The organism is Streptomyces tibetensis (assembly GCF_007655005.1).
GTDB classification, from domain to species: Bacteria; Actinomycetota; Actinomycetes; order Streptomycetales; family Streptomycetaceae; genus Streptomyces; species Streptomyces tibetensis.
Genome location: NZ_SZVW01000005.1, coordinates 43969 through 65085, shown reverse-complemented (window position 1 = coordinate 65085; position 21117 = coordinate 43969). Strand labels below are relative to the sequence as shown.

At 72.9% G+C, this 21117-nt stretch carries 19 protein-coding genes and 1 riboswitch; of the genes, 10 read left to right on the top strand and 9 right to left on the bottom strand.

Annotated features, from left to right (window positions below; translation table 11 throughout):
• The first annotated feature begins 125 nt into the window (after window positions 1-125).
• The 3 genes from FDO69_RS09655 to FDO69_RS09645 are packed head-to-tail and all read left to right on the top strand — an operon-like array spanning window position 126 to window position 4953.
• Window positions 126-1202 (top strand): AAA family ATPase, encoded by a 1077-nt coding sequence (locus FDO69_RS09655; RefSeq protein ID WP_389829444.1) that lies wholly within the window; start codon window positions 126-128, stop codon window positions 1200-1202.
• Complete coding sequence (locus FDO69_RS09650) at window positions 1202-2563, top strand: DUF58 domain-containing protein (protein WP_104779344.1); 1362 nt, start codon at window positions 1202-1204, stop codon at window positions 2561-2563. The genes FDO69_RS09655 and FDO69_RS09650 overlap by 1 nt, the downstream gene beginning before the upstream one ends.
• Entirely contained in the window at window positions 2563-4953 is a 2391-nt protein-coding gene (locus FDO69_RS09645; RefSeq protein WP_167526559.1) for a transglutaminase TgpA family protein, read from the top strand. The genes FDO69_RS09650 and FDO69_RS09645 overlap by 1 nt, the downstream gene beginning before the upstream one ends.
• Before the next feature lie 366 nt (window positions 4954-5319).
• Here the strand turns inward: FDO69_RS09645 and FDO69_RS09640 are convergent, their stop codons facing one another.
• The 3 genes from FDO69_RS09640 to FDO69_RS09630 form a co-directional block, all read right to left on the bottom strand.
• Complete coding sequence (locus tag FDO69_RS09640; protein WP_104779342.1) at window positions 5320-5718, bottom strand: DUF3040 domain-containing protein; 399 nt, start codon at window positions 5716-5718, stop codon at window positions 5320-5322.
• 278 nt (window positions 5719-5996) lie between these two features.
• On the bottom strand, window positions 5997-6812 hold the full coding sequence (locus FDO69_RS09635) for a methyltransferase (protein ID WP_104779341.1): 816 nt from the start codon (window positions 6810-6812) through the stop codon (window positions 5997-5999).
• Window positions 6813-7130: 318 nt separating this feature from the next.
• Window positions 7131-7694, bottom strand: a complete 564-nt coding sequence (locus tag FDO69_RS09630) for an SAV_6107 family HEPN domain-containing protein (protein ID WP_104779340.1) — start codon at window positions 7692-7694, stop codon at window positions 7131-7133.
• 177 nt (window positions 7695-7871) lie between these two features.
• Between FDO69_RS09630 and FDO69_RS09625 the strand changes: the two genes are divergently transcribed.
• The 4 genes from FDO69_RS09625 (at window position 7872) to FDO69_RS09610 (ending at window position 13436) form a co-directional block, all read left to right on the top strand.
• Window positions 7872-8798: an ATP-binding cassette domain-containing protein gene (locus FDO69_RS09625; protein WP_234387885.1), complete on the top strand. Its 927-nt coding sequence runs from the start codon at window positions 7872-7874 to the stop codon at window positions 8796-8798.
• Window positions 8770-10854, top strand: coding sequence for a YhgE/Pip family protein (locus FDO69_RS09620; RefSeq protein WP_104779338.1), 2085 nt, complete (start codon window positions 8770-8772; stop codon window positions 10852-10854). Before FDO69_RS09625 ends, FDO69_RS09620 begins: the two co-directional genes overlap by 29 nt.
• Window positions 10855-10901: 47 nt before the next feature.
• Entirely contained in the window at window positions 10902-11531 is a 630-nt protein-coding gene (locus FDO69_RS09615; protein ID WP_104779337.1) for a TetR/AcrR family transcriptional regulator, read from the top strand.
• A gap of 417 nt (window positions 11532-11948) precedes the next feature.
• Complete coding sequence (locus FDO69_RS09610; RefSeq protein ID WP_104779336.1) at window positions 11949-13436, top strand: phytoene desaturase family protein; 1488 nt, start codon at window positions 11949-11951, stop codon at window positions 13434-13436.
• A 47-nt stretch (window positions 13437-13483) separates the two neighbouring features.
• Here the strand turns inward: FDO69_RS09610 and FDO69_RS09605 are convergent, their stop codons facing one another.
• The 6 genes from FDO69_RS09605 to FDO69_RS09580 all read right to left on the bottom strand — a co-directional run bounded on the left by FDO69_RS09605 (window position 13484) and on the right by FDO69_RS09580 (window position 18691).
• On the bottom strand, window positions 13484-14419 hold the full coding sequence (locus FDO69_RS09605) for an SCO2102 family sporulation regulator (protein WP_104779335.1): 936 nt from the start codon (window positions 14417-14419) through the stop codon (window positions 13484-13486).
• Window positions 14420-14475: 56 nt separating this feature from the next.
• Complete coding sequence (gene metF, locus FDO69_RS09600) at window positions 14476-15399, bottom strand: methylenetetrahydrofolate reductase [NAD(P)H] (RefSeq protein ID WP_031111288.1); 924 nt, start codon at window positions 15397-15399, stop codon at window positions 14476-14478.
• Between the two features lie 98 nt (window positions 15400-15497).
• A complete protein-coding gene (gene thiE, locus FDO69_RS09595) occupies window positions 15498-16154 on the bottom strand; it encodes a thiamine phosphate synthase (RefSeq protein ID WP_104779334.1) in 657 nt (218 codons plus the stop codon).
• A gap of 436 nt (window positions 16155-16590) precedes the next feature.
• A complete protein-coding gene (locus tag FDO69_RS09590; RefSeq protein ID WP_030848153.1) occupies window positions 16591-16956 on the bottom strand; it encodes an Rv2175c family DNA-binding protein in 366 nt (121 codons plus the stop codon).
• Between the two features lie 110 nt (window positions 16957-17066).
• On the bottom strand, window positions 17067-18308 hold the full coding sequence (locus FDO69_RS09585) for an NAD(P)/FAD-dependent oxidoreductase (protein WP_104779333.1): 1242 nt from the start codon (window positions 18306-18308) through the stop codon (window positions 17067-17069).
• A 32-nt stretch (window positions 18309-18340) separates the two neighbouring features.
• A complete protein-coding gene (locus FDO69_RS09580; protein WP_104779332.1) occupies window positions 18341-18691 on the bottom strand; it encodes an avidin-fold protein in 351 nt (116 codons plus the stop codon).
• A gap of 52 nt (window positions 18692-18743) precedes the next feature.
• Window positions 18744-18855: riboswitch (TPP riboswitch) on the top strand.
• Between FDO69_RS09580 and thiO the strand changes: the two genes are divergently transcribed.
• The 3 genes from thiO to FDO69_RS09565 all read left to right on the top strand — a co-directional run bounded on the left by thiO (window position 18853) and on the right by FDO69_RS09565 (window position 21034).
• Window positions 18853-20037 carry a glycine oxidase ThiO gene (gene thiO / locus FDO69_RS09575; protein ID WP_104779331.1) on the top strand — a complete coding sequence of 395 codons (1185 nt, stop codon included), beginning with the start codon at window positions 18853-18855 and terminating at the stop codon, window positions 20035-20037. (Overlaps the previous riboswitch by 3 nt.)
• Entirely contained in the window at window positions 20034-20234 is a 201-nt protein-coding gene (gene thiS / locus FDO69_RS09570; RefSeq protein WP_053671923.1) for a sulfur carrier protein ThiS, read from the top strand. Before thiO ends, thiS begins: the two co-directional genes overlap by 4 nt.
• Before the next feature lie 2 nt (window positions 20235-20236).
• Window positions 20237-21034 (top strand): thiazole synthase, encoded by a 798-nt coding sequence (locus tag FDO69_RS09565; RefSeq protein WP_104779330.1) that lies wholly within the window; start codon window positions 20237-20239, stop codon window positions 21032-21034.
• Window positions 21035-21117: the final 83 nt, after the last annotated feature.

The window sequence follows — 21117 nt, the reverse complement described above, 5'->3', positions numbered from 1 at the left end:
CGCGGAACCTTTCACGCGTGGTGTCCGTGGTTCGGGGTGGGCCGGTCCGCGTCGTGCGGCGTCGGCCCGGGAAAATGGGGTATTCCGTGCTTCCTGAGGGCACGGGAAAGGCCGAGGAGCGCCGGGTGACGACCTATGACGATCGAGCGAGCCATGGGGGTCCCCCAACCCGGGATTTCTCGCGGGTGGGGGACGATCTGACCGCCGTGGTGGAGCGCGTGCGGCAGTCGGTGGAAAGCGTGATCGAGGGCAAGCCCGAGGTCGTACGGCTCTCGCTGACCGTGCTGCTCGCCGAGGGACATCTGCTGATCGAGGACGTCCCGGGTGTCGGCAAGACGATGCTGGCCAAGGCGCTGGCGCGGTCCATCGACTGCTCGGTGCGGCGCATCCAGTTCACGCCCGACCTGCTGCCGTCGGACATCACCGGTGTGTCCATCTGGGACCAGCAGCGCCGTGACTTCGAGTTCAAGCCGGGCGCGATCTTCGCGCAGGTGGTGATCGGCGACGAGATCAACCGCGCCTCCCCCAAGACGCAGTCCGCGCTCCTGGAGTCGATGGAGGAGCGCCAGGTCACCATCGACGGCAAGACCTACGAGCTGCCCAGCCCCTTCATGGTGGTGGCGACGCAGAACCCGGTCGAGATGGAGGGCACCTACCCGCTGCCGGAGGCCCAGCGCGACCGCTTCATGGCCCGGGTCTCGGTCGGCTACCCGAGCGCGGAGGCCGAGCTACAGATGCTGGACGTGCACGGCGGCGTCTCGCCGCTGCAGGACCTCCAGCCCGTGGCCCACGCGGACGAGATCCTCAAGCTCATCGAGGCGGTGCGCGGGGTGCACGTCGCCGAGCCGGTCCGGCGCTACGCCGTCGACCTGGTCGGCGCCACACGCACGCACCCCGACCTGAGACTCGGCGCCTCCCCGCGCGCGACGCTGCACCTGCTGCGCGCGGCGAAGGCGTCCGCGGCCCTCAGCGGCCGGGAGTACGCGCTGCCGGACGACGTGCAGGCCCTCGCCGTCGCCGTCCTGGCCCACCGCCTGCTGCCCACCGCCCAGGCCCAGCTCAACCGGCGCACCGCCGAGCAGGTCGTCGAGGAGATCCTGCAGCGCACCCCGGTGCCGGCCGGGCCGCAGCAGCAGAGCGGCTTCGGCGGCCCGGGCCGTACGGCTCCGGTGTATCCCCAGCAGCCGCCGCGGAGGCTGTGATGACCACCGCGGGGGCGGGCGGGCCGGAAGCCGACCGGGGCGAGAAGGGCGGCGTCCGCACCGCTCTGGCCGGTCTGACCACCCGCGGACGTTCCTTCCTGGCCGCCGGCGTCGCGGCCGCGATCTGCAGTTACGTACTCGGCCAGAGCGACCTGCTGCGCGTGGGCCTGCTGCTGGCGGTGCTGCCGCTGGTGTGCGCGGCGGTGCTCTACCGCACCCGCTACCGGGTCGCGGGCAGCCGCCGGCTCTCCCCCTCACGCGTGCCCGCGGGCAGCGAGGCCCGGGTCCATCTGCGGATGGACAACGTCTCGCGGCTGCCCACGGGCCTGCTGATGCTTCAGGACAAGGTGCCGTACGTGCTCGGTCCGCGGCCCCGCTTCGTGCTCGACCGGGTGGAGGCGGGCGGCCGGCGCGAGGTGTCCTACCGGGTGCGCTCCGATCTGCGCGGGCGCTACCCGCTGGGGCCTCTCCAGCTGCGCCTGACCGACCCGTTCGGCATGTGCGAGCTGACCCGGTCCTTCTCGACGTACGACACCCTCACGGTCATCCCGCGCGTGGAGCCGCTGGCGCCGGTGCGCCTGGGCGGCGAGGCGAAGGGGTACGGCGACGGGCGGCAGCGTTCGCTCGCGCTGGCCGGCGAGGACGACGTCATCCCGCGCGGCTACCGCTACGGCGACGACCTGCGTCGCGTGCACTGGCGTTCCACCGCCCGCTACGGCGAGTTGATGGTGCGCCGCGAGGAGCAGCCGCAACGCGCCCGCTGCACGGTGCTGCTGGACACCCGCGGCATCGCCTACCAGGGCGCGGGGCCGGACTCGCCCTTCGAATGGGCCGTGTCGGGCGCCGCCTCGGTCCTGGTGCACATGCTCGAACGCGGCTACTCGGTACGGCTGCTGACGGACACCGGCAACGCGGTGCCCGGCGAGGGCGGTGACGGCTTCGCGGGCGCGAGCCAGGAGTCGGCGGACGCGGCCGGGCTGATGATGGACACCCTCGCGGTGATCGACCATTCCGACGGCGCCGGCCTGTCCCGGGCCTACGACGTGCTGCGCGGCGGGAACGAGGGGCTGCTGGTGGCGTTCCTCGGCGACCTGGACGAGGAGCAGGCGGCCGTGCTGGGCCGGATGCGGCAGCGCAGCCCGGGGGCGGTCGCCTTCGTGCTGGACAGCGACACCTGGGTGCGGGAACCGAGCGATGTGTCCGGCCCGTTGGACGGGAGCGGAGACCGGCTGCGCATGCTGCGCGAGGCGGGGTGGACGGCCCTGCGCGTGCCGCGGGGCGCCTCCATGGACGAGCTGTGGCGGCTGGCGGACCGGGAGCGCAGGGGCGTGGTCGCCGCGAGCGGCGGGGAGGGACCGTGATGAGCGGCCGGGTACGACTGACGCTGGGCGCCTGGGCGGCCACGCTGATGGCCGCGTGCGCCCTGCTGCCCCTCGTCCGGCCGGCCACCTGGATCGTGCAGGCGGCTTTCCTGCTGGCGTTGCAGTCGGGCGTGGGCGCCGCTGCCCGCCGGGTGCCACTGGCCCGGCCGCTGACGGTGGCGGCGCAGGCCGTGGTCACCGTGATGCTGCTGACCTTCGTGTTCGCCCGTGAGCAGGCCCTGGCCGGGCTGATCCCGGGACCGCAGGCCTTCGACCGCTTCGCGCTCCTGCTCCAGCAGGGCGGTGACGACATCGCGCGGTACGCGATCCCGGCGCCCCTGGAGTCCGACGGCATACGGCTGATGCTCCTGGGCGGGGTCCTGGTCATCGGGCTGCTGGTGGACACCCTCGCGGTGACCTTCCGCAGCGCCGCTCCGGCCGGGCTGCCCCTGCTCGCTCTGTACTCCGTGGCGGCGGGGCTGTCGGACGGGGGCACGGACTGGCTGTGGTTCCTGGTGGCGGCGGCCGGCTATCTGATGCTGCTGCTGGCCGAGGGGCGGGACCGGCTCTCGCAGTGGGGACGGGTCTTCGGCGGTGCCCCGCGCACGGCGGGCGGGGAGCCGAGCGGCGCGCTCGCCCCGGTCCGCACCGGCCGGCGCATCGGCGTGGTCGCCCTGGGCATAGCCCTGGTGGTGCCGCTCGGCCTGCCCGCGATGAACGGCGGCCTGCTGGACACCGTGGGAGCGGGCGCGGGCGGCGGATCCGGCGGCGGGGGCACGATCTCCGCCGTGAACCCGCTGGTGTCGCTGCGGGACAGCCTGAACGCGGACGAGGACCAGCAGGTCCTGTCCGTGCGGACCAAGACGGCGGATGTCTCGGACCTCTATCTGCGGATCGTGTCCCTGGACGACTTCGACGGCACCACGTGGAAGCCGTCCCGGCGGTCCATCACCGCCGTCCCCGACGGCACCTTCCCGGCCCCGGTCGGCCTCAGCCCGGACGTCAAGCGCACGGAGTTCGACACCGCGATCACGGCGGCCGGCTGGTACGCCCAGGACTGGCTGCCCATGCCGTATCCGCCGAGCCGCGTGCGCATCAGCGGCAACTGGCGGTACGAGCCGCAGGGCATGACACTGGTCGGCGACCACGGGCAGAACACACGCGGCCTGACGTACCAGGTCACGAGCCTGGACGTGCAGCCGACGGCGGAGCAGCTCGCCTCGGCGGGACCGGCGCCCGGGGACATCGAGCGCGACTTCACGAAGCTGCCCGACTCACTGCCGTCGGTGGTGGCCCGCACCGCCCGCAAGGTCACCGCGGGCGCGGCCAACCCGTACGACCAGGCAGTCAAGCTCCAGGACTGGTTCGCCGTGACCGGCGGCTTCGAGTACGACACGCAGGTGCAGGTCGGCAGCGGCTCACAGGCGATCGCCCGCTTCCTGAAGGACAAGCAGGGCTTCTGCGTGCACTTCTCCTTCGCGATGGCGGCGATGGCCCGCTCCCTGGGCATACCGGCCCGGGTCGCGGTGGGCTTCGCGCCCGGTTCCCCGCAGGCGGACGGCTCGGTGTCGGTGGGGCTGCGGGACGCGCACGCCTGGCCCGAGCTGTACTTCGAGGGCGTCGGGTGGACCCGCTTCGAGCCGACTCCGAACCGCGGCTCGATACCGTCGTACACCCTGCCCGACAACCCCGGCAGTTCGGTGCCGGACCCGTCGCGTCCCTCCCCGTCGGTGTCGGCCGCGCCCTCCGCGGCGCCTTCGGCGAGTGAGAGCTGCACGCCGCAGCAGAAGAAGCTGGACGGCTGCGCGAGCGAATCACCGCAGGCGGCGCTGCCCACGGACGGCGACGGCCCGAAGTGGTACGCGTTCCTGGTGTGGGCCCTGGCCGGTCTCGCCGTCCTCGCACTCCCCCTGGCACCGATGCTGTGGCGGCTGCGGGCACGGTCGGCACGGCTGGGGGCGCACGGCCGCGGCGAGGCGGACACGGCGCCGTACACCCTGGCCGTCTGGCAGGAGCTGACCGACACGGCGTGGGACTTCGGCATCACGCCGGACGAGTCACAGACACCGCGCAAGGCGGCCGCCCGTATGGTCCGCCTCGGCGATCTCGACGCGACGGCCGCGGCCTCGGTGCACCGGGTGGCGAACGCCGTGGAGCAGGTGCTGTACGCACCGCACCCGCGTCCCGTGGCGGGCCTCACGGACGACGTCCGCCGTGCCACAGCGGGTCTCGGCGCGGCGGCCGGGCGGGCGGCCAGGCTCCGAGCGCTTCTGGCCCCCCGCTCCACCGCGCGTGTGGTGTGGGCGGCGTCGGCCTGGTGGACGAGGGTCCGGGAGCGCGCCGTGGCGCTGCGGCCGACGTGGCGGAAGGCCTCGGGGCAGCAGGGCTGAGGGTGCGGCAGCACTGAGGGCAGCCGCACTCGGGCCGGCCGGTGCCGATGCGCCGGCCGGCCTTGTCGCGTCCGAGGCCGCATCGGTCTCTCCGCGGCCGGGAGCGGTGGGTCCCGCCGTGGCCGGGAGCGGTGGGTCCCGCCGTGGCGGGGAGCGGTGGGTCCCGCGCCGTGGCGGGGAGCGGTGGGTCTCTCCTTGGCGGGGAGCGGTAAGTCTCGCCGCGGCCGGGAACGGTCGGCCTCGACGCGGCCGGAATCTGTCGGTCGCGTGAGGGCGCACGCGCAAACAGTCAGGGGGTGACCACCGGGTCGGTGGTCACCCCCTGACCTACGTGTTCACGTGGTCCTGGAGAGGCTGCGCGGGAGGCTAATGGCCACCCTGTTCGTCGCGGCGCTTCTGCCAGCGCTGCTCGATGCGGTCCATCACCGAGCGGCGCTGCCGACCCTGTGGGCGGGCCTGGTGTCCGGCGGCACCGGACGCCTGCTCACCCGGCTTGGGGGCCTTGCGCCAGCCGGTCACGGCGAGCACCGCACAGCCCAGCATGACGAGGAAGCCCACGACACTGAGCCAGACCTGCTTGGCGACCATTCCAGCCATGAGGAGCGCGATACCGACGAGGAAGCCCGCGACCGCCTGGTAGACCCGTCGCCGGGTGTACGTGCGCAGCCCGCTTCCCTCAAGCGCTGTCGCGAACTTGGGATCTTCGGCATACAGCGCTCGCTCCATTTGCTCGAGCATGCGCTGCTCGTGCTCCGAGAGCGGCACGGAGTCCTCCTCATCGTGCAGTCGCCGGGGCGACCCGGGGGGTCCCTTCAGGATAGGCAGGGAATCGCCCCCGTGAAACCCGCCCCTCTGCGCCAATTGACCAACCGGAACCCGCCATGGGAGTCCGGCTCGCTGAGGCTTCCATTCCCCGGCGGCCGACCCGTCATGCCGGAACGGTCTCCCTCGATCATACGGCGCGCCGCCCCCATTCGGGTGGCCTGTGGCGTACTCCATGCGCAGCCGAGGCGCTGATCAGCGGCGGTGCCCCATGAGGGAGCTCAGGTCTCGACCGCCCCATCGGTCTCGCCTGTCCCACCGGCCCCACCTGTCTCAGCGGCCCCACCGGTCTCACCCAGGACGTGCAGCTGCGTGGCCACCGAGTGGAACGCGGGGAGCTCGGCTGCGGCCTCCTCCAGCTTCAGCAGCGCCTCCACGGCTCCGGGCTCGGTGTCCACGAGGACGCCGGGCACGAGGTCGGCGAAGACCCGGACGCCGTGCACGGCACCGACGCGCAGGCCCGCTCCCTCGACCAGTCCCGTGAGCTGCTCGGTGGTGAAGCGGCGCGGTACCGGGTCACCCGCGCCCCATCGTCCGTTCGGGTCGTCGAGCGCCTGCCGGGCCTCCTTGAAGTGCCCGGCGAGGGCGCGGGAGAGCACGGCGCCGCCCAGTCCGGCGGCGAGCAGGCTGAGGACGCCCTCCGGGCGCAGGGCCGCCACCGCGTTGCGGATGCCCTCGGCCGGGTCGTCCACGTACTCCAGGACGCCGTGGCACAGCACCACGTCGTAGCCACCGCGCTCGGCCACGTCGAAGAGGCCGTGGGCGTCGCCCTGGACGCCCTTGACCCGGTCGGCCACGCCGGCTTCGGCGGCCCGGCGCTCCAGGGCGAACAGGGCGTTGGGGCTGGGGTCGACGACGGTGACCCGGTGGCCGAGACGGGCGACGGGCACCGCGAAGTTGCCGCTGCCGCCCCCGGTGTCGAGGACGTCCAGGGACTCCCGACCCGCGGCCTTGACCCGGCGGTCCAGGGCGTCCTGGAGGACCTCCCAGACCACGGCGGTACGGAGTGAGGCGCGGGGGCGCATCGGGTCCGACACGGCAGTTGACTCCTCGGCGCGGCACCGCCTCTTGCACGGCGGCGCGAACGGGGCGTCTCCCCCGGCCCCGGCCACGGGGAGGGAAGACTTCAGGCGTCCCCCACCCTATTGCCTGGGCCACGGCGTGCGGATGACCCGGTCCCGGGATGCCCACGACCCGGTCTTTTCAGCGCGGCGCCTTGTCCCGCACGGACGCCGCCCGCCACTGCCGAACCCGGACCACTACCGAACCCGGACAACTGCCGGACCCGGACCACCACCGGATCCGTACGGCCGCCGGATCCGTACGGCCGCCGGATCCGTACCGCCGCCGCTCGGTCAACCCGCGTCCGGCATGTCACTCCCCCCGCCGGGGTCCTCCGGCCGGTCGTGGTCCGGGCGGGGCTGTGGGAGGACCGGCTGGAGGACCAGCATCCGCTCGACGAGGCGCAGGAACATCGCCACGTCACGTATCAGGTCGTCTGCGTCCCGGCCGGTTGCCGCGCCCTGGATGCCGGCTTCGGCGCGGGCGCGGCGCCTGGCGCCGGCAGCGAACAGCGCGCTCCACTCGGTCAGTTCGGGTGCGATTTCGGGGAGCACTTCCCAGGCGCTCCGGATCTTGGCCCGGGCCCGGGGCGAGGTCTCCGGGCGGCCCCGGGCGGCGAGTACCGCCGCGGCGGTGCGCAGGGCGGCGAGGTGGGCCCTCGAGTACCGCTCGTTCGGTGTCTGAAGGGATGTGGCCTCGTCGAGGCTGGCGCGGGCCTGGGCGAGCAGATCGAGGGCGGCGGGCGGGGCCGTGGCCCTGCGGAGCACGGGGTGCACGTCGCTCGCCGGGCCGGTCAGTGAGGGGGCAGGGCCGGTGGCGCGGCGCCGACGGGCGGCTGCTGCGTGATAGCTGGCCATGACGAACCTCCTGTCGTCTGGTTGACGGCACGTCCGGTCACGGAGTGCCGTATGTGACCCATCGTGAGGTATGGCACTGACAATCCGTTCTGACCTGCAATTTTGCTTCGCTCGTAGGTTCGGAGTAGTTTTTGCACTGACCAGTCAGTTCAAATTCAGCGAGTTCAGGGGAGACACGTGGGGGAACAGGCGGGAGGGGTGCGGATCGCCGCCGACGGCCTCGGGGTCAAGGGGCCACGGGGGTGGGCGGTCCGCGGGATCTCCGTCGACGCCGAGCCGGGTGCGCTCGTCGCGGTCGAGGGCCCGTCCGGGTCCGGCCGGACGTGCCTGTTGCTGGCGCTGACGGGGCGGATGAAGGTCTCGGAGGGGACGGCCGCCGTGGGCGACGCCAGGCTGCCGAAGCAGATGGCGGCCGTGCGCGGCATCAGCGCGCTGGCGCACGTCCCGGGGGTCAACGACCTCGACCCGGCACTGACCGTCGGCGAGCACCTGCGGGAACGGGCGCTGCTCCAGCGGCGGTTCGGCGCATCGCTGCGCGGACTGCTGCGGCCCCGCGGCGAGCGGGCGGCCGAGGCCGAACGGCGCGTCGACGCCGCGCTGGAGGCGGCCGGGCTCGACCTGGAGGCCCTGCCCAAGGGCCCGCGCACGGCCGTACGGGATCTGGAGCGCCTGGAGGCGCTGCGGCTGTCGATCGCCCTCGCGCTCGTCGGCGGGCCGCGACTGCTCGGCGTCGACGACGCCGACCTCAAGCTCTCGGACGGTGAGCGGGAGGAGGTCCGGGCACTGCTCAGGTCCCTGGCCGACGCCGGGACGACGGTCGTGGCGGTGTTCGGCGAGGCTCCCGAGGGTGCCGTCAGGGTCTCCACCACGCAGAGCCATGACGACCGGGCCGCCGGGGACGACCGGCCGGACGAGCAGGACCAGCCGGACGAGGCGGACCAGACCGGCCAGGCCGACCAGCCGGACGAGGCCCAGAAGGCCGACGAGCCGGACCCGGCAGACCGGGCGGACCGGGCGGACGAGCAGGGCCACCCGGACGAGCCGGACGAGGCGGACCAGGGAGAGGAGAAGGCCGATGCGATCGTCGAGACTGGCCGCGCTTGAGTTGCGCCGCTTCGGGCGGGGGAAGCTGCCGCGCGCCGCGCTGGTCGCGCTGCTGGTGCTGCCGCTGCTGTACGGCGCGCTGTACCTGTGGTCGTTCTGGGACCCGTACGGCCGTCTGGACCGGATCCCGGTCGCGCTCGTGAACGACGACAAGGGGGCGACCGCCGGCGGGAAGAAGATCACGGCGGGCGACGACATCACGAAGGGCCTGCACGACAGCAAGACCTTCGACTGGCAGGAGGTGAGCGCCTCCGAGGCCCGCAGGGGCGTCGAGGACGGCAGCTACTACCTGTCGCTCACCCTGCCCGCCGACTTCAGCGAGCGGATCGCCTCCAGCTCCGGGAACACCCCGGAGACCGGCGCTCTCCAGGTGCGCACGAACGACGCGAACAACTACATCGTCGGCCAGATCTCCCGCACGGTCTTCAGCGAGGTACGGCAGGCGGCGTCCACCAAGACCTCCCGGTCCTTCCTGGACAAGATCTTCGTGTCGTTCTCCGACATCCACGGCAAGACCGTGAAGGCGGCGAAGGGCGCCGATCAGCTCAACGGCGGTATCGGCAAGGCCGAGAAGGGCTCCAAGGACCTCGCCGACGGCCTGAAGAAGGCCAAGGGCGGCAGTGGCAAGCTCGCCACCGGCCTGAAGAAGCTCCACACGGGCGCGGGCGACCTGGAGGACGGCTCGAAACGGGTCGCGGAGGGCACGCAGAAGCTCGCCGACCGGGTCAACGGCACCGCCGACAAGGTCGGCCCCTTCCTCAAGGGCAACGAGAAGACCATCGGGGACAGCGCGCAGCTGGTCGCCGACTCCTCCGGGGTGATCCGCAAGCACCTGGACACCCTGGTGAAGACGGCCCCGACCGCCGCCAAGGGCGCCCGGGCGGCCTCCGGCACGCTGAACGACGTCTACGCCAGGCGCTGCGACGATCCCGTCCTGCCCGACCCGGCCTGCTCCGACCTGAAGAAGGCCAAGGACGCGGCCGCCGACGTGACCACCATCGCGGACGACGTCAACACGCTGATCGCGGACCAGGACGGCGACCTCGACAAGCTCGACAAGAACCTCGCCGCCCTCCAGAAGCAGTCCCAGGCCCTCGCGAACCGCGCACCGCATCTCTCCGAGGACCTCACCGACGCCGTCAAGAAGATCAACGCGCTGAACGACGGTGCGGCCGAGGTCGCCGCCGGCGCGAAGAAGCTGCACAAGGGGATCGGCACGGCCAAGACCGGGGCCGTCGGCTTGGACAAGGGCGTAGGCAAACTCAAGACGGGCGCGGACGACCTCAACGGCGGCATCTTCAAGCTCGTCGACGGCTCCGGGAAGCTCGCCGGCGGCCTGCACGACGGGGCGGAGAAGATCCCCGACTACGACGAGCAGGACCGTGACCGGCGCACCGAGGTCATGGCTGACCCCGTGCGGCTCGCCTCCCAGGACCTGCACAAGGCGCCCAACTACGGCACCGGGTTCGCGCCGTACTTCATCCCGCTGTCCCTGTGGGTGGGTGCGATGGTGGCGTACATGCTGATCGCGCCCATGAACCGGCGGGCGCTGGCCGCGGGCGCCCCGGCGTGGCGGATCGCGCTGTCGGGCTGGCTGCCGGTGGTGGCGATCGGGGTGCTGCAGACGGTGGCGCTGATGTCGGTGCTGCACTGGGCGGTCGGCCTGGAGATGGTCCGGGCGGCCGGGACGGTGGGCTTCCTGTTCCTGGTGACGGCGTGCTTCGCGGCGATCGTGCAGTGGCTGAACGCACGCTTCGGGGCGGCGGGCCGGATCCTCGTCCTCGCGCTGCTGATGCTCCAGCTGACCTCGGCGGGCGGCACGTACCCCGTGCAGACCAGTCCCGGGTTCTTCAACGCGCTCCACCCGTTCCTTCCGATGAGCTACGTCGTCGAGGCCCTCAGGCGGCTCATCACCGGCGGTGGACTCGAACCGGTGTGGCACGCGTGCGTGGTACTGACGGCGTTCACCGCGGGCGCCCTGGCGCTGACCGCTGTGGCGGCCCGCCGCCGCCAGGTGTGGACGCTGGACCGGCTGCACCCGGAGCTGAGCCTGTGAGCCCCACCGTCACTTCCCCCGGAAAGGTTCCTGTGACAATCAGGGCCATGGAAAGCAGCAGTGCCGCGTCGGGCGGCAGCACGCGCCGCGAGGCCACCCGGCAGAAACTCTACGAGGCGGCCGTCACGCTCATCGCCGAGCAGGGGTTCTCCGCCACGACCGTGGACGAGATCGCCGAGCGTGCCGGAGTCGCGAAGGGCACGGTCTATTACAACTTCGCGAGCAAGTCCGTCCTCTTCGAGGAACTGCTGCGGCACGGAGTGGGTCTGCTGACCGCCTCCCTGCGGGAAGCGGCCGAGCGGACCGAGCGGGAGGGCGGCGGCAAGGTCGACGCCCTGGACGCGATGATCCGGGCGGGTCTGGTCTTCATCGACCGCTACCCGGCCTTCACGCAGCTGTACGTGGCCGAGCTGTGGCGCACCAACCGGACCTGGCAGTCCACGCTGATGGTGGTCCGGCAGCAGGCCGTCGCGGTCGTGGAGGACGTGCTGCGCGACGGCGTGGCTGCCGGTGAGTTCAGCGAGGAGATCGACATCTCGCTGACGGCGTCCGCGCTGGTCGGCATGGTTTTGGTGGCCGCGCTGGACTGGAAGTCCTTCCAGGCGGAACGCTCCCTGGACGACGTGCACGCGGCGCTGTCCCGGCTGCTCCAGGGCCGGGTGAGCGGCTGCCGCTGACCAGCGTCGCGTGCGCATGTGAAAGCGCCGGTCCGGTGTGGCCGCGTCCCCCGCGGGCCACCTCGAACCGGCGCCTTCCCCACTCCCCCGTTTTCCTTCTCCTGCTCCCCCGTGCGTCCCCCCGCAGGACCCCCGTGCGGTCGTCCCCCGGTTTCTTCCGGTTCCCCCGGTTCTCCCCCGTGTCTCGCTCCCGCCGACACCGCCGGCGGAAGGAGCGGATCGCGGGCCGGCTCCGTTCCGGCGCCCCGTGTCGCCGGTGCCGGAGCCGTGCCCCTTTCCGTGCCTCCACTCTCTCGTCCGCGCAGGTCGTCCCTCATCCGTGCGCGTACTCAACTCCCCGGATAGGTATACGTACTCAGTCCTGTACTCGCAGGCCGCCGACGAGGGCTGTCGGTGGGGGCCGATAAAGTCGCCGGCATGGCACGGATTGCGGTGATCGGCGCCGGGATGGGCGCGCTGACGGCTTCCGCCCGGCTGGCCGTCGCGGGCCACCGGGTGGCGGTGTACGAGCGGACGGACACCTACGGCGGAGCCCTGCGCCGCTTCGAGCGCGACGGGTTCTCCTTCGACACGGGCCCCGCCCTGCTGCCGCTGCCCGCCGTCTACCGCGACCTGTTCGTCAAGACCGGCAAGGAGCCGCTGGAGTCCTGTGTCGAGCTGGTCCAGGTCGACCCGTCGGCCCGGCACGTGTTCGCGGACGGCACCGAGGTCTCACTTCCGAACGCCTCGCGCGCGGGCGTCGTCGCCGCCCTGGACGAGGGGCTCGGCGCCGACGCGGGGAAGCGCTGGGGCGACTTCCTGGTCCGGGCCCGCGAGGCCTGGGACCGGACCCGTCGGCCGCTGCTGGAGGAGCCGCTCTGGCCGAACTGGCAGGTGCTGGCCGAGCGCGAGCCCTACCCGGCCGTACCCCACAAGCGACTGCTGCGCACCCGCCGGGCCGGCACACTCACCGAGATCGGCGCCTGGGAGCTGCGCGACCCCCGGCTCGCGGCTCTCCTGGAAAGTCATGCCCTCGGCCACGGTCTGGACCCCCGGGTCACCCCGGCGAGCGCGGCCGTCCTGCCCTACCTGGAGCACGCCTTCGGCACCTGGTACGTGCGCGGGGGCCTGCGCGAGCTGGCGCGGGCGGTGTACGAGCGGTGTCTGGCACGGAGGGTCGAGTTTCACTTCGGCGCCGACGTCACCGGTGTGCTGGAGAAGGACGGCCGGGCGTCGGGGGTGGAACTCGCCGACGGGTCGGTCGCGGAGGCGGACTTCGTGGTGGCCGGTGTCGCGCCCGGCGCACTGGCCCGGCTGACGGCGGGCACCGTCGTACGGGGCGACGGCGAGGTGCCGCCGCAGCCGGCCGCGGCGTCCCGGCTGACCCTCCTGCTGGCCCTGCGCGGTGTCCGCCCCGAGGGCACGGCACACCGCACCGTGGTGCACACCCAGGACCGCGAGGCCGAGCTGGAGGCCCTGTTCGGCACGGCGGGAGATTTCCGTCCCACGCTCACGGTGCTACGGCCCGACGACCCTCGCACCGCCCCGGCGGACCACGAGGCGGTCACGCTCACCACGGTGGTGCCCGCGCGGCCCGGCCGGACGCACGCCGACCACGCCGACCACATGATCACCGTCGCCGAACGCGCCGTACCGGGCCTGCGCGAGCGCCTCCTCTGGCACGAGGTGCGCACCCCGGCCGACATCGTGGACACGACGGGCGCGGAGGGTGGCGCGGTGCCCGTGCCGGCCCTGGCGGCGGGCGGCGGGCGGCTGCTGCATCCGTCCAACACCACGCGGGTGCCCGGTCTGTTCACCGTGGGCGGCTGGGCTCACCCCGGCGGCGGGCTGCCGCACGCGGGCATGTCGGGCGCGCTGGTGGCGGGACTGATCGTGGAGGGGCCGGAGTTCCGCGGCTCGCAGTGAGCACAGCGCCCCGGCAGGGTTCGGGCTTCAGAAAAACGGTACTGCTCTCAGAAACGGTACTGCTCGTCGTACCCGTTCCCCTGCGGCTGCTGCCCGCCGCCCTGGTACGGGTACGGCTGCTCCGGCGGCAGTTCCTGCCCGTACTCGTCGGTGTTGCGCTGCTGCGGGACCCACACCCCGCCGGGCGGGCTGTCGCCGCCGTAGGTGTCGGAGTGCTGGTCCTGGCCGTAGCTCTGCTGGCCGTAGTACTGCTGGTCGCCGTACGTGCCGTCGTACGTTCCCTGGCCGTAGTTCGACGAGCCGATGTAGGGGTCGGAGTAGGCGGCGTACTGCTGCTGACCGGTGGCGTCGTAGCCCTGCTGCTGGCCGTAGCCGGAGTAGTCGTAGGAGTAGGACTGGCCGGGGGCCTGGGCCGCGTACTGGTCGGGGGACTGCTGTCCCTCCGGCTGGTACCCGTGGTCGTAGACGCCGTAGGAGCCGGTGTCCTCGGGCATGGGCTGCGGCTCGTAGACGGCGGTGGTCTCGGCGGACGTCGGCTGGTGGACGGGGCGGACCGGGGTGAAGACGTCGTCCCGGTCGTAGTCGTCGTCCTGGGCGTGGGGGGCGGGGTCGCGGCGGTAGGCGCCGGCCTCGTCGTCGTAGCCGCCCTCGGCCTCCAGGCCGGAGACCTCCAGGGTGGGATCCTGGCGGCCGCGCTCACGGGGGCGGCGCTTGCCGCCGCCCAGCGCGGGCGCGTTCATCGCCCAGCCGGCCGCGAAGCCGCTGCGGAACGACAGGGTGACGTAGGTCTGCCCGACCGCGAAGGCGGCAGCACCCAGGCCGATCACGACGACCGACGGGATCAGGACACCGACGACGACACCGAGGAACCCGGCGAAGGCCAGCAGGCGCCAGCGCAGTCGCGCCTTGTACTGCAGGAGCACCTCGCCCAGCAGCCACAGCGCGACGATGCCGAACGCGATGTAGAGGACCGCCCAGCCCATGTACGCCCCTCTCCCAGTGGCCGTTACGCAGTGTGTCGTATACCGGTGCGAACGGTCTAGGCCTGCGGTGAGTGGTGCAGGCCCAGGTTCTCGTAGATCTCGAGTGTCGCAGTGGAGTTGTTGAGCGTGATGAAGTGCAAGCCGGGCACGCCCTCGGCGAGCAGCCGCGCACAGAACTCCGTGGCGAATTCGATCCCAATGGAGCGTACAGCGGCCGGATCGTCTTTTGCTGTGAGGATCCGCTCTTTCAGGGCAGGCGGGAACGCGGCGTTGGTGAGCGACCCGATCCGCTCCAGCGTCTTCACGCTCGCGATCGGCATGACCTCGGGAATGATCGGGGTGTCACAGCCTGCGGCCGAGACCCGATCACGCAGCCGGAGGTAGTCCTCGGGCTGGAAGAACATCTGCGTGATGGCGTAGTCGGCGCCCGCCCTGCACTTGTCTACGAAGTGACGGACGTCGGCGTCCCAGTCGGCGGAGCGCGGATGCATCGCCGGGAAGGCGGCGACGCCCACGCAGAAGTCGCCGGAGGCCTTGATCAGCTCGACGAGTTCGGCGGCGTAGGCCAGACCCCGCGGGTGCGGCACCCAGTCGCCCATCGGGTCGCCGGGCGGGTCGCCGCGCAGGGCGAGCATGTTGCGGATCCCGGCGTCGGCGTACTGGCCGATGATGTTGCGCAGGTCGGCCACCGAGTGGTCGACCGCGGTGAGGTGGGCGATCGGGGTGAGGGTGGTGTCGGAGGCGATCGCCTCGGTCGCCTTGACCGTGCCCGCGCGGGTGGAACCGCCCGCGCCGTAGGTGACGGAGACGAAGTCGGGCGCCACGGCCTCGACCCGGCGCAGCGCGTTCCACAGGTTCCGCTCGCCCTTCGGGGTCTTGGGGGCGTAGAACTCGAACGAATACGTCGTCTTGCCGGCCGCGAGCATGTCGCGGACGGTGCGAGCGTGGTCCGACCTGATGGATGCGGTGCCGAGGGCCATACCGGCAGGTTAGCCAGGGGTGGTCGGTCCCCCAACCGCAGGCTGGGATTTGCCGGGATTGTCCGCTTGTTGTCCATCCCTTGGACAAACCGTCGTAACTACGCCTCCCGCAGCCGTTTGGCGAACTCGGCCGCCGCGGCCCCCGGGTCGTCGGCCTCGGTGATCGCCCGTACGACGACCACGCGCCGGGCGCCGGCCTCCACGACCTGGTCGAGGTTGGAGAGGTCGATGCCGCCGATGGCGAACCAGGGGCGGTCGGTGCCGAGGGCGGCCGTGTAACGGACGAGGTCCAGGCCGGGTGCGTGGCGGCCGGGCTTGGTCGGGGTCGGCCAGCACGGGCCGGTGCAGAAGTAGTCCACGCCCTGCTGGACGGCGGCCGCGGCGGCCTCGGACTCGGCGTGGGTGGAGCGGCCGATCAGGACGTCGTCGCCGAGGAGCGCACGGGCCGCGGGGACCGGGAGGTCGCCCTGGCCGAGGTGCAGGACGTCGGAGCCGGCGGCGTGGGCGACATCCGCACGGTCGTTGACCGCGAGCAGCTTGCCGTGCCGGGCGCAGGCGTCGGCGAAGACGGCCAGGTGCTCCAGTTCCTCGGCGGCCTCCATGCCCTTGTCCCGCAGCTGGACGATGTCGACGCCGCCGGTCAGCACGGCGTCGAGGAAGTCCCCGAGGTCGCCCTGCCGCTTGCGCGCGTCGGTGCAGAGGTAGACCCGGGCGTCGGCGAGCTGGGCCCGTGCGGTGGCGGCGGTGCCGGTCATGCGTGTCCCCCTGGGTGTCGGTGACGTGCGGGCGGGCCTCGTGGGCGTACGAGCGGACCCGCGTGGGCGGCGTGCGTGGGCGTGCGTGGGCGTACGACGCACTGGTCCCGCCGCGAATGCCTCGGGCACCTTACGCCTGCCCCGGCCCACAGCGGCCTGCCGGCCGTGCCGGTGACGTCCGCGCAGCCCGGTGATGACGTTCGCGACCCCGGTGGCGAGGTCCACAGCCATGCCGGTGGCGAGGTCCACAGCCATGCCGGTGATATCCGCAGCCCCGCCGGTGACATCCGCAGCCATGCCGGTGACGCTCGCGGCCCCGCACAGGGCGCGAGCCGCCCCGGGCCGTGACCCCTCGGGCCACGGCCCTCATGTCGGGCGGTTGTTCAGGTCCGGCGCCGCTCGCACGGCACCGGACGGTTGTCCCGTCGCGGCCGGGTCAGACCGCGAGCGCCTGGGCGCGGCGCTTCACCTCCGTGCCGCGATTCTCGCTGAGCGCCTGCGCGGGGGTGCCGGGCAGGCTGTCGTCCGGGGTGAAGAGCCACTCCAGCATCTCTTCGTCCGTGAAGCCGTCGTCCCGCAGGAGCGTCAGGGTCCCGGACAGGCCCTTGACGACCTTGTCCCCGTCGATGAAGGCGGCAGGGACGTGCAGCGCGCGGTTCTCACCTCGGCGTACGGCGATGAGCTGGCCGTCCTTGACCAGCTGCCGCACACGCGTCACCTCGACGCCGAACTGTTCGGCGATGTCGGGGAGGGTGAGCCAGGCGGGGACGAGAGCATCGATCTTTGCGTCAATCTCGGTCACGGAAACCAGCCTGCCATTTGCCACTGACAGTCGGAAGTCGGACCGGCCCACCCGGGCGGACGCGCCGCGCCCCGCGGCATCGTCCCGCGACCCTCACCGGGGGCTGACGTCTAGGCCGTCGCCGCTTTCATGGGCCTGGCCGGATCCGCCAGCAGCACCGGGTTCATCGGCGCGCCGGACTCGATCAGGCGACGGCCCTGCGCCAGGTCCCGGGGCCGGCCCACCGCCAGCAACGCGACCAGCCGCTCACCCCGCAGCCAGCAGACCGTCCAGGCCGGGCCGGAAGGGTCGCCCCGCCACAGGGTGGTGTCCGCGGCCGCGTGATGCCCGGCGTACTGGACGAACCGCCCGAACTGCTCGGACCAGAAGTACGGCACCGGGTCGTACACCGCCGGTGGCTCCCCGGTGGCCCCGCCGACGATGTTCACGGCGACCGTGCGCGGCCCCTGGAGGGCGTTGTCCCAGTGGTGGATCAGCAGGCGCTCGCCGTAGCGCCCCGAGGGGAAGGAGGCGCAGTCGCCGACCGCGTACACATCGGGCACGGCCGTGCGCAGATGCTCGTCGGCCACGATCTCGCCGTGGGGGCCCAGCTCGATCCCGGAGCCGGCCAGCCAGGCCGTGGCGGGGCGGGCGCCGATGCCGACGACGACCGCGCCCGCAGGCAGCCGCGAGCCGTCGTCGAGGACGACGACTCCGGGTTCGACGTGCTCCACGCGCGCGTGCGTCCGCAGCACCGCGCCCGCGTCGGCGTACCAGCCGGCCATGGGGGCGGCGACCTCGGCGGGCAGCGCCCCGGCGAGCGGGCGTTCAGCGGCCTCGACGACGGTCACCGCGCAGCCCGCCTCGCGCGCGGCGGTGGCGAACTCCGCGCCGATCCAGCCCGCGCCGACGACCACGATGTCGTGCTGGCGGGCCAGCACCGGCCGCAGCCGCTCGGCGTCGTCCAGGGTGCGCAGCAGATGCACGCCCGGCACGCCCTCGGTGCCGGGCAGCCGGAAGGGTTCCGCGCCGGTCGCGACGACGAGGACGTCGTACGGCACGGGCCCGTCCTCGGTGTCCAGCTCGTGGTCGGCGGGGCGCAGGCCCAGCACCTCGCAGCCGAGCCGCAGTTCGATGCCGAGGGCCTCGAAGTCGACGTCGAAGGCGGAGCCCTCGGACTTGCCGAGCAGGACGGCCTTGGACAACGGGGGCCGGTCGTAGGGCTGGTGGGGCTCGGCGCCGATGAGGATCACGTCGCCGGCGAAGCCCTGCTCGCGCAGCGCGACGGCGGTCTGCACCCCGGCCATGCCCGCACCCGCCACGACGACGCGCCGCGGCGCGGACGGACCTGGTTCCTGCGTCTGCTCGCTCACCTGATCACCATAGACACCTGACGTTTTGTCAGTCAGTGCTCGTGCGCCGTGACCTGCTCCACAACGCTCGTGCCGTTGCCCCGCTGGGACTCCCATTCCCAGGTCTCCTCCAGCCGCACCCGCCCGTCGGGCAGCTCCACGACCGAGGAGACGCAGTGCCCGCAGGACGTGGTGCCGTCCCGCTTGAGCTGGACGTACCGGAAGTCCAGCCGGTCACCTTCCCGGGTACCCACGAGGTGCCCGCGTACGACGTCGCCGCCCGTGTACTCGGCCCAGATCTCGCCCTCCCGCTCGTGGTACGTGAACCGGGTGCGGGTGCCCACCTGGCCCGGGGCCTGGTCGGCGACCGGTGCGAGGACGAGACCGTCGAGGGATCGGGCCATGGACTGAGGCTCCCTTACTGCGGGACCGGACATCGGGCTAGGGTGGCCAACGTAAAGCACTCGCGGGAGCCCGGACGCACCGGGCTGAGAGGGAGGCTGGCGGCCTCCGACCGTACGAACCTGATCCGGGTCATGCCGGCGAAGGGAGGGGCTGGACGCCCATGTCGCCTACGTCCACATCCACGTCCGCATCGTCAGACGTCCTGGTCATCGGGGGCGGGATCATCGGCCTGGTCACGGCCTGGCGGTCCGCGCAACGCGGGTTCACCACGGCCGTCGTGGACCCCGAGCCGGGCGGCGGCGCCGCCCGGGTGGCCGCCGGCATGCTGGCCGCCGTCACGGAACTGCACTACGGCGAGCAGACCCTGCTCGGCCTGAACCTCGCCTCCGCCCGGCGCTACCCGGACTTCGCCGCCGAGCTCACCGAGCTGACCGGCCTGGACCTCGGCTACCGCCGCTGCGGCACGCTCGCCGTGGCCCTGGACGCCGACGACCGGGCCCACCTGCGCGAACTGCACGCCCTGCAGCAGCAGTCGGGGCTGGAATCGCAGTGGCTGTCGGGGCGCGAGTGCCGGCGCCTGGAGCCGATGCTCGCGCCGGGCGTGCGCGGGGGGCTGCGGGTCGACGGCGATCACCAGATCGACCCCCGGCGGCTGGCCGGGGCCCTGCTCGCCGCGTGCGAGCGGGCGGGCGTGGTCTTCCACCGGGCGTGGGCGGAGCGGCTGACCGTCGTCCGGGACCGGGCCACGGGGGCCGTCCTGGCCGACGGGACCGAAGCGGCCGCCGGGCAGGTGGTGCTCGCCGGGGGCAGTCTCAGCGGGCGGCTCGCGGGTGTCCCGGAGGACCTGCTGCCTCCCGTGCGGCCGGTGAAGGGCCAGGTCCTGCGGCTGACCATGCCGCAGCGGCACGGGCCGTTCCTGAGCCGGACCGTGCGCGCGGTCGTGCGCGGCAGCCACGTCTACCTGGTGCCGCGCGCGAGCGGCGAACTGGTCGTCGGGGCCACCAGCGAGGAGCTGGGCTGGGACACCACCGTGACCGCGGGCGGCGTGTACGAGCTGCTGCGGGACGCGCACGAGCTGGTCCCGGGCATCACCGAGCTGCCGCTCACCGAGACCCGGGCCGGGTTGCGGCCCGGCTCCCCCGACAACGCACCGCTGCTGGGCCCGACCGGTCTGCAAGGGCTGCTGTTGGCCACCGGCCACTACCGCAACGGCGTCCTGCTCACGCCCGTGACCGGCGACGCCATGGCGCACGTCCTGGCGACGGGCGAACTCCCCGAGGAGGCGCGCCCCTTCACCCCGAAACGCTTCAGCCCCGCCACCGCACTCACGGAGCAGCCCGCATGAACATCTCCGTCAACGGCGAGCCCCGGGACGTCGGGCCCGGCACGGCTCTGGACACCGTGGTGAGGTCGCTCACGGCCTCACCCTCCGGCGTGGCCGCCGCCCTCAACGAAACCGTCGTCCCACGCACCCAGTGGCCCTCCACGCCCCTGTCCGAGGGGGACCGCGTGGAAGTCCTCACCGCCGTCCAGGGAGGCTGACCATGGCCGACGATCCGTTCGTCCTCGGTGGTACGTCGTTCACGTCCCGTCTGATCATGGGCACGGGCGGGGCGCCCAGCCTCGACGTGCTGGAGCGGTCGCTGGCCGTGTCCGGGACGGAGCTGACGACGGTCGCGATGCGCCGGGTGAACGCCTCGGTGCACGGCTCGGTGCTGTCCGTCCTCGACAAGCTCGGCATCCGGGTGCTGCCGAACACGGCGGGCTGCTTCACCGCGGGCGAGGCGGTCCTCACGGCCCGCCTGGCGCGCGAGGCCCTCGGCACGGACCTGGTCAAGCTGGAGGTCATCGCCGACGAGCGCACGCTGCTGCCGGACCCGATCGAGACGCTGGAGGCGGCCGAGACCCTGGTCGACGACGGCTTCACGGTGCTGCCGTACACCAACGACGACCCGGTGCTCGCGCGGAAGCTGGAGGACGTGGGCTGCGCGGCGATCATGCCGCTGGGCTCGCCGATCGGCTCCGGGCTCGGTATCCGCAACCCGCACAACTTCCAGCTGATCGTCGAGCACGCGCGCGTGCCGGTGCTCCTGGACGCGGGCGCCGGGACGGCGTCGGACGCGGCGCTGGCGATGGAGCTGGGGTGTGCGGGCGTGATGCTCGCCTCGGCGGTGACGCGGGCGCAGGAACCCGTGCTGATGGCCGACGCCATGCGGCACGCAGTGGAGGCGGGGCGGCTGGCGTACCGGGCCGGGCGGATCCCCCGGCGGCATTTCGCCGAGGCGTCGTCGCCCGCGGAGGGCATGGCCGCGCTGGATCCGGAGCGTCCCGCTTTCCAGTAGGGGGCACACGTCACAGGTCGGCTGCAGTCCCGCCCCGGAAACAACCGGGGGGACGGGGCTGTCGGTCGCGGCTCGTACACTCG

What these genes read in the sequence shown, in the direction of transcription:
- FDO69_RS09610 (WP_104779336.1), top strand. Translation starts at nt 11,949, where the DNA reads ATGGCACGGATTGCGGTGATCGGCGCCGGGATGGGCGCGCTGACGGCT.
- thiE (WP_104779334.1), bottom strand. Translation starts at nt 16,154, where the DNA reads ATGACCGGCACCGCCGCCACCGCACGGGCCCAGCTCGCCGACGCCCGG.
- thiS (WP_053671923.1), top strand. Translation starts at nt 20,034, where the DNA reads ATGAACATCTCCGTCAACGGCGAGCCCCGGGACGTCGGGCCCGGCACG.
- FDO69_RS09645 (WP_167526559.1), top strand. Translation starts at nt 2,563, where the DNA reads ATGAGCGGCCGGGTACGACTGACGCTGGGCGCCTGGGCGGCCACGCTG.
- metF (WP_031111288.1), bottom strand. Translation starts at nt 15,399, where the DNA reads ATGGCCCTCGGCACCGCATCCATCAGGTCGGACCACGCTCGCACCGTC.
- FDO69_RS09605 (WP_104779335.1), bottom strand. Translation starts at nt 14,419, where the DNA reads ATGGGCTGGGCGGTCCTCTACATCGCGTTCGGCATCGTCGCGCTGTGG.
- FDO69_RS09630 (WP_104779340.1), bottom strand. Translation starts at nt 7,694, where the DNA reads ATGGCCAGCTATCACGCAGCAGCCGCCCGTCGGCGCCGCGCCACCGGC.
- FDO69_RS09580 (WP_104779332.1), bottom strand. Translation starts at nt 18,691, where the DNA reads ATGGCCCGATCCCTCGACGGTCTCGTCCTCGCACCGGTCGCCGACCAG.
- thiO (WP_104779331.1), top strand. Translation starts at nt 18,853, where the DNA reads ATGTCGCCTACGTCCACATCCACGTCCGCATCGTCAGACGTCCTGGTC.
- FDO69_RS09650 (WP_104779344.1), top strand. Translation starts at nt 1,202, where the DNA reads ATGACCACCGCGGGGGCGGGCGGGCCGGAAGCCGACCGGGGCGAGAAG.
- FDO69_RS09620 (WP_104779338.1), top strand. Translation starts at nt 8,770, where the DNA reads ATGCGATCGTCGAGACTGGCCGCGCTTGAGTTGCGCCGCTTCGGGCGG.
- FDO69_RS09565 (WP_104779330.1), top strand. Translation starts at nt 20,237, where the DNA reads ATGGCCGACGATCCGTTCGTCCTCGGTGGTACGTCGTTCACGTCCCGT.
- FDO69_RS09615 (WP_104779337.1), top strand. Translation starts at nt 10,902, where the DNA reads ATGGAAAGCAGCAGTGCCGCGTCGGGCGGCAGCACGCGCCGCGAGGCC.